The organism is Metapseudomonas resinovorans (genome assembly GCF_002003485.1).
In the GTDB taxonomy this organism is placed as follows: domain Bacteria; phylum Pseudomonadota; class Gammaproteobacteria; order Pseudomonadales; family Pseudomonadaceae; genus Metapseudomonas; species Metapseudomonas resinovorans_D.
Genome location: NZ_BDMA01000028.1, coordinates 87,664 through 96,049, shown reverse-complemented (window position 1 = coordinate 96,049; position 8,386 = coordinate 87,664). Strand labels below are relative to the sequence as shown.

At 58.8% G+C, this 8,386-nt stretch carries 8 protein-coding genes; 2 read left to right on the top strand and 6 right to left on the bottom strand.

The window, feature by feature from the left end; genetic code table 11:
- Positions 1-158 precede the first annotated feature (158 nt).
- On the bottom strand, positions 159-1,421 hold the full coding sequence (locus tag MnOB_RS09780; RefSeq protein WP_077524028.1) for an OprD family porin: 1,263 nt from the start codon (positions 1,419-1,421) through the stop codon (positions 159-161).
- A 645-nt stretch (positions 1,422-2,066) separates the two neighbouring features.
- Entirely contained in the window at positions 2,067-3,425 is a 1,359-nt protein-coding gene (locus MnOB_RS09775; RefSeq protein ID WP_077524027.1) for an OprD family porin, read from the bottom strand.
- 710 nt (positions 3,426-4,135) lie between these two features.
- Between MnOB_RS09775 and MnOB_RS09770 the strand changes: the two genes are divergently transcribed.
- On the top strand, positions 4,136-4,561 hold the full coding sequence (locus tag MnOB_RS09770; protein WP_077524026.1) for an HIT family protein: 426 nt from the start codon (positions 4,136-4,138) through the stop codon (positions 4,559-4,561).
- 3 nt (positions 4,562-4,564) lie between these two features.
- Positions 4,565-4,771 (top strand): SlyX family protein, encoded by a 207-nt coding sequence (locus tag MnOB_RS09765; RefSeq protein WP_077524025.1) that lies wholly within the window; start codon positions 4,565-4,567, stop codon positions 4,769-4,771.
- A 47-nt stretch (positions 4,772-4,818) separates the two neighbouring features.
- Here MnOB_RS09765 and MnOB_RS29810 read toward each other — a convergent pair whose 3' ends face one another.
- The 4 genes from MnOB_RS29810 to MnOB_RS09745 all read right to left on the bottom strand — a co-directional run bounded on the left by MnOB_RS29810 (position 4,819) and on the right by MnOB_RS09745 (position 8,169).
- Positions 4,819-5,421: a cold-shock protein gene (locus MnOB_RS29810; RefSeq protein ID WP_077524034.1), complete on the bottom strand. Its 603-nt coding sequence runs from the start codon at positions 5,419-5,421 to the stop codon at positions 4,819-4,821.
- A 151-nt stretch (positions 5,422-5,572) separates the two neighbouring features.
- Complete coding sequence (locus tag MnOB_RS09755; RefSeq protein WP_077524024.1) at positions 5,573-6,640, bottom strand: GGDEF domain-containing protein; 1,068 nt, start codon at positions 6,638-6,640, stop codon at positions 5,573-5,575.
- Positions 6,641-6,745: 105 nt separating this feature from the next.
- Positions 6,746-7,216 (bottom strand): Dps family protein, encoded by a 471-nt coding sequence (locus MnOB_RS09750; RefSeq protein WP_077524023.1) that lies wholly within the window; start codon positions 7,214-7,216, stop codon positions 6,746-6,748.
- 134 nt (positions 7,217-7,350) lie between these two features.
- Positions 7,351-8,169, bottom strand: coding sequence for an SDR family NAD(P)-dependent oxidoreductase (locus tag MnOB_RS09745; protein ID WP_077524022.1), 819 nt, complete (start codon positions 8,167-8,169; stop codon positions 7,351-7,353).
- Positions 8,170-8,386: the final 217 nt, after the last annotated feature.

Sequence of the window (8,386 nt, the reverse complement as noted above, 5' to 3'; positions counted from 1 at the left end):
CGCCCTTAATGCTGGAGTTCGGAAGGTGACTTGGCTGGACGCTTACTGATAGTGGTCTTGGGCGCAGAAGCCAGAATGAATCCTGGCTTCCGGCAGTACTGGCTAAGCGAGTTGTCGTGTTTCAACTTCACGAACTTTATGATGACCTGTTTAGCATCTCAGAGCAGTGGCAGTGTGTAGCTGAGGATCAGGCGGTTCTCGTCGATGTCACTGCCGAAGTTGGTGGAGCGCACGGTCGCATTGCGCCATTTCACGCCGAAGTTCTTCAGCGCGCCTTCCTGGAAGATGTAGGCGATGTCCATGTTGCGTTCCCACTCCTTGCCGTCTTCGCGGCCCACGCCCAGGTCGATATTGTCGCCGGAGAGGTAGCGGGTCATGAAGGTCAGTCCGGGGATACCGATGCTGGCGAAGTTGTAGTCGTAGCGGGCCTGCCAGGACTTCTCGTCCTTGTTGGCGAAGTCGCCGATCTGCACGTAGTTCACCAGGAAGGGGTCGGTGCCGTTGATGTAGGCGAAGCCGGTATCGCCACTCATGCTCTGGTAGCCGAGGCCGAAGGCGTGGCCGCCGAGGGTGTAGGTGAACATGGCGCCAAAGGCCTTGTTGTCGACGTTACTGGTGCCTTCATCGGTGGAGCGGGCGAAGCGGAGGTCGCTCTTCAGCGATTGCTTGTCGCCCAGCGGCAGTACATGCAGGACGGTGAAGTAGTGCTGCTTGTAGAACTCGTCGAGTTCGCCGTAGTGGTAGCCCGTGGAGAGGCTATCGGTCCACTTGTAGGTGGCGCCGCCAAAATTGAATTCGTCGCTGGTGGTGCCGGTGCGGAAGGTGATGGCGCGGGCGGCGCCGCTGGCAATGGTCATGTCCTCGTAGTCGGAGGAATCACGCTGGTTGACCTGCTTGAGCTGGCCGCCATCGAAGGTGAGGCCGTCGAGCTCCAGGGAGTTCAGATGGCCGCCCTTGAAGGTCTGTGGCAGCAGGCGCGAATCGTTGTACTGGACCACCGGCAACTTTGGCAGCAGGGTGCCGACCTTGAGCACGCTCTTGGAGGCGCGCAACTTGGCAGTCAGACCGAGTTCGCCGTAATCGTCCTGGGCGCGACCGGTTTCGCGGTCGCGCTTGAGCAGGCCGGTATTGCTGCGATCGGGGCTGGAGTCGAGCTTGACGCCGAGCAGGCCGAGGGCATCGACGCCAACCCCAACGGTGCCTTCGGTGTAGCCGGATTCATAGCGCAGGAGAAAGCCCTGGGCCCATTCTTCGGCCTTGGACTGGGGAGCGTTGTCCTGACGGAAGTCGCGGTTGAAGTAGAAGTTGCGTGCTTCGAAGCTCGCTTTACTATCGTCAAAAAACTCCGCCGATGCCTGGTGGCTGATGCCTAAACTGAGAGTGCTAGTGCCTATCGCTACAGCGAATGTTGTTTTTTTCATTGTAGATCTCCTAGTTTGACGAGGGTGTCGGTGCGGCGGATTGCATCGGTTTTATATGCTCCGAATCATAGGTCCAGCTTTGCAGGATGTGTTTCATGGCTAGCGGCAGAGCTGTGCTGCCTGCTCTTACCATTAGTTGTGCGCAGGCGCTCCGATACGGAGCGCCTGGAAAAATATAGTGAATCTGCCGGTAAATTGCTGCCTTTGACTAGTCTACGGACGAGACCTGATTGACGATGGGGGAAATTTTTGGAGCTTAGTCACAAATAGCCGGCATAGTGAGATGTGACTGGTGCGCTTCATGAAGCGAGTCGAAATTCAGTTCGTTGCGGCAAAAGCCCTTCGGCTGCGAGCAAAAAACGCGCTGGGCCTGACCATTGTGCTGATGAGGTTCGTGATAAGTCGGGATGCAACACGATCCACTGAGATGGGGCTTTGGCTTACGTCGCTGGGCGATGAGAGTGGATAAAGTCGAGATGCTTAGTCAAGGTATGTCAGTTATTTTCCGAATAAGCAGATGATCTGCAGTTGCTGGATCTCGGGTTACGTTCTCGAGAATCAGGAGAGTCTTTTTCTAAGGTGGTTGAAAAAAGGAAACCCGGTGTTAACCGGGTTTCCTTTTTTAGCGACTTGTTCTCGATTGATTTACAGAATATCCAGCGGATACTCAGTGATCAGGCGGATTTCATCCAAAGCACTGCTGCCACCGGAGTAAGTGCCGCCCATATCGTTGTTGCTACGCCAGGTTGCGTGACGTAGACGGAAAGACAGATCCTTCGCAGCGCCTTCCTGGACTACATACTTCGCCTCCAGGTCACGCTCCCATTCTTCGCCATCTGCACCGTAGAACTGGTTGTATGCACCGTTCACATCCGCGCCTGTGCCGTCAACATCTTTGCCGACGAGATAGCGGGCCATGAAGCTCAGGCCGGGAACGCCGAAGGTGGTCATGTCCAGATCATAGCGAACCTGCCAGGACTTCTCATTCGGTGCGTTGAAGTCGGAATACTGTACAGAGTTGGCTAGGAAGATGGAGTCACCGAAGTTGGCGCCGTCCATCGAGATATAGTCCATCGGGGTGTCGCCATCGACCCGCTGATGGGAAAGAGTGAGCTTGTGCGCCCCCAAGGTATAGGCAGCAGCCAGCGACCAGGTGGTGTTGTCGATTTTGCCAAGCATCTCATCACCAGTCTCGCTGGTGTCGTAGAGGTTGAAGTCGAAATTCAGCGCCTGATTCTCGGACAGGGGGATATTGTAGTTCAGGTTGGCATAGTACTGGTTCCAAGTATCCTTGAGCTTGGCGCCATACACGGATGCACTGAGGTTGTCGCTAATAGCATAGGAGCCACCCAGATAGTTCACTTCCTGGATGTCGAAGGCGCCAGCGTAGCCCAGGCTGATTATCCCGTGACGGTTGGTCGAAGCACTTCCGTCGCGGATGGAGGTGAAGTGGCCGGCATCGATGTTCAGGCCTTCGATCTCGCTGCTCAGCAGTTGGAAGCCTTCGGCGGAGCCCGGGAACAGGCGTGCGGTACCGGTGGCGAATACCGGAGCAGTCGGGAACAGGTTGCCGTATTTCAACTGGGTATTGGAGATCTGCGCTTTGACGGCGCCGCCAGCATAGGAGTAATCGTCTTGGGCGCGCCCATCGGAACCGACTGGTAGCAGACCGGTACCTGCGGTCCCGCGACCGCTGTCGAGTTTCAGGCCCAGCATGGCGTGAGCATCGACACCAAAGCCCACGCTGCCTTGGGTAAAGCCGGATTCGTACATCGCGCTGATGCCGTGGGCCCATTCCTGACGATAGTTCTGATCAGTAGCGTTGCCACCGTTGTTGACGCCGTTATTTCGGAAGTCACGATGGAGGAAGTAGTTCTTGTTCAGCAGGGTCAGGTTGCTATCGTCGATAAACCCTTTGGATTCGTCCTGGGCGCTGGCGAACGCCAGTTGGGTAGTTCCGGCGGTCACGGCCAGAGCCAGTGCGCTCCACTTCATCACTTGCATTGTGATTGCTCCTTTGGTTTTGAAGATTCTCGCCGCTTTCTTTATTGATTGAAGGCGGTTCTTTCTTTTTGTGTCGGCGCTAACTTATAGCACGGCGACAATATTGGCGATAGTTGAAACCGGGTCCTTACGATTTCTTCACAGTGCTGTCGCAAATCGAAAAGACCTGTGTCGCATATCTATAGGTTCGTTCTTGCATCCCTTCATCCCCTATGTATCCGGGGCACTTTGCGAGCGGGCGCCCGTGGCGTATTTCCCGGCCTCGCGTGTGACCTGGCACCTCCCAAGCAACAAACGTGCACAAAACGCAGGTGGTGAAGAGAAAAAACCCTTCGCCCAGCTGGTGCGCTCGTTCCAGCTCCGCTAACCCCTGATCCTTATGTGATCGCTACCAAAAAGATGTGCCCTTAAATGAGGCATTCCGCATGGTGGGTGACTCTTGACAGGCAGTTGCGCAGTGGGCTGAAGGGTATGTAACCCCTTGTCTTTGGTGGTTGGGCGTAACCGGGGTGTGGCGAGAAGTAACGCAACGCAGCTTGTGAGCGCTTGTGGTGCGTGTGGTGACCCCCTCTTCCTTTATATAGGCAGGAGGGTAGGGGTGAGTTCCGCTCGGCGTGAGCCTTGGCTATGCTGCGCGGCCTCGTTTCGGTCGCCTGGCCGGGACGCGGTGTTAATCTCGAACTTCCTACAGTCGAACAGGAGAGGCCAGTATGTTCGCCCTGGACCCAAGACTTCAGCAGGACACCCTGCCCATCGGTGATTTTCCCCTGTGCCGGCTGCTGTTGATGAATGATGCACAGTACCCGTGGTTCATCCTCGTGCCGCGACGCGAAGAAGTCAGCGAGCTGTTCCAGCTCGGTGTCGACGAGCAGCGGCAGCTCTGGCAGGAAACCACCTTCCTGGCGGAAACCCTCAAGGACACCTTCGGCGCTGACAAGATGAACGTTGCGACCCTGGGCAATGTGGTCAGCCAGCTGCACATGCATGTGATCGTGCGTCGTCGTGAGGATGCTGCCTGGCCTGCGCCAGTCTGGGGGCGTCAGCCGGCCGTGGCCTACGCGCCCGAGCAGGTAGCAGCCATTCGCGCCAAGCTTCGTTTAGTGCTGGCGGATGATTTCCAGTTCGTGGGGGAGTGAGTCATGACGCTTGAAATGCGTATCGCTGACCTGGAGAGCCGACTCGCTTTCCAGGATGACACTATCCAGACGCTGAATGATGTTCTGGTTGAGCAGCAACGGCTGGTGGATCGCTTGCAGCTGCAGGTGGCAGCACTGGCCAGGCGCCAGGAAGAGCTGCTCAGCCAGTTCGGTCCAGGTGATGACGAGGCTCCGCCACCGCATTACTGAGCAGCCAATAAAAAGCCCGCCAATCGGCGGGCTTTTTCATTTCTGCTTCAGCGTCGGCTGGGAAGTGCGGCAATCACGTCTTCGGCCTGCAGGCCTTTGTCCCGCTGGATGACCGAGAACTCCACGCGTTGGCCTTCGATCAAGACACGGTGGCCTTCACCGCGAATGGCGCGGAAGTGGACGAAGATGTCATCGCCGGAATCCCGGGAGATGAAACCGAAGCCCTTGGAGGTGTTGAACCACTTCACTGTCCCGGTTTCACGGTTGGACATGTCCTGGGGCAGAAGCGGTGCCTGGGTGACCTTGCGCAAGTTGATGCAGAGGTGCAGCGCCACGGCGACGATCACGGCCAGGACGCTGATGAGAATTGCGGGTTGCTCGCCGATTACCGGGAGGGGCGCCAGAAGAATCAGGGTTTGCAGGACGACCGCCAGTACCAGAAGGGCGGAAACCAGGCTTTGCAGCTGGTTACGCAGACCTCTTGCCCAGGCCGGAACCACAGGAGCCAGCAGAAGGTTGAGCAGGCCGCAGAAGGCCAGGTAGAGGGCATCGGGTTGTTGCAGGTAGGGCAGGGCTTCGGCTCGCAGACTGGGGATGAAGGACAGCAGCAAAGCGGCAGCGCCCGTCAACAGATGGACGATTTTCAGGATGTTCAATGGATTCACCTTGGAAACGGAATCTCTAACGGAAGAGCCGGGCCATGCGGGATGAAAAAGGCATGGGCATCGGCCTATGCCGCAGGTCTCTGGATCGACGCGCGGCACCGGCTGTATTTAACAGCAAAGGAGAGGGCTACTCAAATCAAGCGGTTAGCGCTGCTTCAGACGCTGGTGGATGCACTTGATTACGGCCATTGCGTTTAGCCTGGTAGAGGGCGTCGTCAGCTCGGGTGATGAGACTCTCCAGGGTATCGCCCGGTTCCGCCAGGGCCAGGCCGAAGCTGGCGGTAATAGTGTCGAGCACCTGGTCCGTGCGGCGGACTTTCACGCGCAGCGCCTGCATCTTGCTGCGCAATTGTTCTGCGAAGGTGCGCGCAGCATCCAGTCCCTGGCAGTCACGCAGCACGACGCAGAATTCCTCGCCACCGTAACGGCCAGCCATGGCGCGCGGCGGCAATAGTTCTCGAAGCAATTGGCCCACATGCTGGAGCACACGATCTCCCAGTGGGTGGCCGAACTGGTCGTTGAACTGCTTGAAGTGGTCGATATCCAGCATGACCAGCGCCAGGCCTTCCTGGTCGCTTTTCAGTGACTGCTCCAACAGGCGGGTGAACGCCTGGCGATTGAACACCTGGGTCAGGCCATCCAGGGTGGCGGCCAGCTGTGCGCGTTCCAATTGATTGCGCAGCTGCTGGATTTCCGCCTGGGCGGCTTGCAGGCGATAGAGGAACTGTTCCTGCTGTTCCTGCATCAACTGGGTGCTTTCCTGGAGATGGTTCAGGACGCTGGGCAGGTCATCGATTATGGGTTCGTGCAACGCAGCCAGGCCTGCTGCCAGGCTGTTCTGGTAAGCGTGGCTGCCGCTGACGCTGCGGCTGACATCACCCTCGATATCGTCGACCAGGTCGATGACCTGTTGCTGTCCCTGCCGGGCCTCTTCGAGTTCGCCACGAATGATGTATTCGCGAAACAGCTTGAGGGCTGATTCCGGCGGGAAGACGTCGAAGTCCTTGGTGATCTTGTCCAGGCGGCGATTGAGGTCCGGCTGCACACCCTTGCTGTAGGTGTACCAGAGCGCGTAGTGCATCGGATTCGGCGGAATCGCATGGCGAACCATGTGCGGTACTGCCTGCTTCAGCAGGTCAGCCGCCTCACGGGTTTCTTCGGGGAAAAGCTCAAGCAGCGACGGCGATTTCGGAGGCTGGCTCATGCACTTCACTGTTGGGAGATGTCGAATTGCCAGAGCATAGAGCAGGCGGGCTTTCGCGCATAGCGAAAGGCCCGGTTTCCCGGGCCTTTTTGATTTGCCTGGAGGTCAGGCGGCGAGCAGGCTGCGCAGCATCCACGCAGTCTTTTCGTGAACTTGCATGCGCTGGGTCAGCAGGTCGGCGGTCGGTTCGTCGCTGACCTTGTCCAGCAGCGGGAAGATGCCGCGGGCGGTGCGTACCACCGCTTCCTGGCCCTGCACGAGCTGCTTGATCATGTCCTCGGCAGACGGCACGCCTTCCTCTTCCTTGATGGAAGAGAGTCGTGCATAAGCCGCGTAGGTGCCGGGGGCCGGGAAGCCCAGGGCGCGAATTCGTTCGGCGACGGCGTCCACAGCCAGTGCCAGCTCGTTGTACTGGCCTTCGAACATGAGGTGCAGGGTGTTGAACATCGGCCCTGTCACGTTCCAGTGGAAGTTGTGGGTCTTGAGATAGAGGGTGTAGGTGTCGGCGAGCAGGCGGGACAGGCCCTCGGCGATGGCTGCGCGATCCTGTTCGGCGATTCCGATGTTGATTTCCATACCAGTTCTCCTCTCGGTAGCTTGCGGCCCGGACCGGGCACGTGGTCGGCAAAGCCTAGCACGGGGTGGTTACGGGACAGTCTTGCCTTCTATCAATGAAAGCCATGCTTAGAAGTCATTGGCTTGCGCGGGGTTCACGCCTTCTTCAGCAACTTGGTCAGCAGGCGGGGGTAGCTGGTGGGCATCAGGCGCTGGATGTGGTCGAGCAGGCGAGCATCGGCGCCGATCAGGATGCGTGGCTGGCCGGTCCGTATGCCCTTGATGATCTGTTGCGCAGCCTGTTCCGCCGAGGTACGTGCCAGTTTGTCGAAGCGGGCTGCCGCCTTCGAAGCATCTGTCTTGCCGTCGATGCCCTGGTAGAAGCGCGCCGAGCGAGCGATGTTCGTGCGAATACCGCCGGGATGCACGCAGCTCACCTTGATGGCGGTGCCGTAAAGCTCCTGGCGCAGTGCCTCGGTAAAGCCTCTCACCGCGAACTTGCTGGCGTTGTAGGCGCCCTGGGTAGGCATGCTGACGATGCCGAAGATGCTCGACACGTTGACGATGTGGCCCTCGCCCTGCGCCAACAGGTGGGGAAGGAAGGCCTTGGTGCCGTGGACGACGCCCCAGAAGTTGATGCCCATCAGCCATTCGAAGTCGTCGTAGCGAAGTTCCGCGATGGTCTGCGATACGGCCACGCCGGCATTGTTGATCACCAGGTGCGCCTGACCGTGTTGGGCCAGAACGCTATCGGCGAAGGCGTGCACGGCTTCCCGGTCGGAGACATCCAGGTTATGGGTCGAGAGGTGAAGGCCGTCGCGACGTAAGCTCGAGGCAGTGGCCTCCAGGCCATCGGCATCGACATCGGCAAGGGCGAGGTGGCAACCCAGTGCAGCAAGCTCGCTGGCCAGCGCGCGGCCGATGCCGGAGCCCGCGCCCGTGATGACTGCAACTTTTCCAGCAAGCGACTGCATCTCCACTCCTTCCTTGTGTGCTTCGCGTCCGTCCGTCCGTCGGGCGAGTGCTGGCGAGATTAGACACTGCCCGGTGGCCGAGCAAGGGAACCCGCTACCGATCAGGGCTCGCGGGGTGGCGGGGAGGGCGGCTGCGCGGTAGCAATTTACGCTATATAATCCCGCTCTTTGCCGCGAACCCCGGCCTGTCCGGCAGGGGGTTGCACCTCCGCCGGAT

Bases quoted from the DNA above. Each gene is read 5' to 3' on its own strand.
- MnOB_RS09750 (WP_077524023.1), bottom strand. From the start codon at position 7,216: ATGGAAATCAACATCGGAATCGCCGAACAGGATCGCGCAGCCATCGCC.
- MnOB_RS09745 (WP_077524022.1), bottom strand. From the start codon at position 8,169: ATGCAGTCGCTTGCTGGAAAAGTTGCAGTCATCACGGGCGCGGGCTCC.
- MnOB_RS09770 (WP_077524026.1), top strand. From the start codon at position 4,136: ATGTTCGCCCTGGACCCAAGACTTCAGCAGGACACCCTGCCCATCGGT.
- MnOB_RS09755 (WP_077524024.1), bottom strand. From the start codon at position 6,640: ATGAGCCAGCCTCCGAAATCGCCGTCGCTGCTTGAGCTTTTCCCCGAA.
- MnOB_RS09775 (WP_077524027.1), bottom strand. From the start codon at position 3,425: ATGCAAGTGATGAAGTGGAGCGCACTGGCTCTGGCCGTGACCGCCGGA.
- MnOB_RS09765 (WP_077524025.1), top strand. From the start codon at position 4,565: ATGACGCTTGAAATGCGTATCGCTGACCTGGAGAGCCGACTCGCTTTC.
- MnOB_RS09780 (WP_077524028.1), bottom strand. From the start codon at position 1,421: ATGAAAAAAACAACATTCGCTGTAGCGATAGGCACTAGCACTCTCAGT.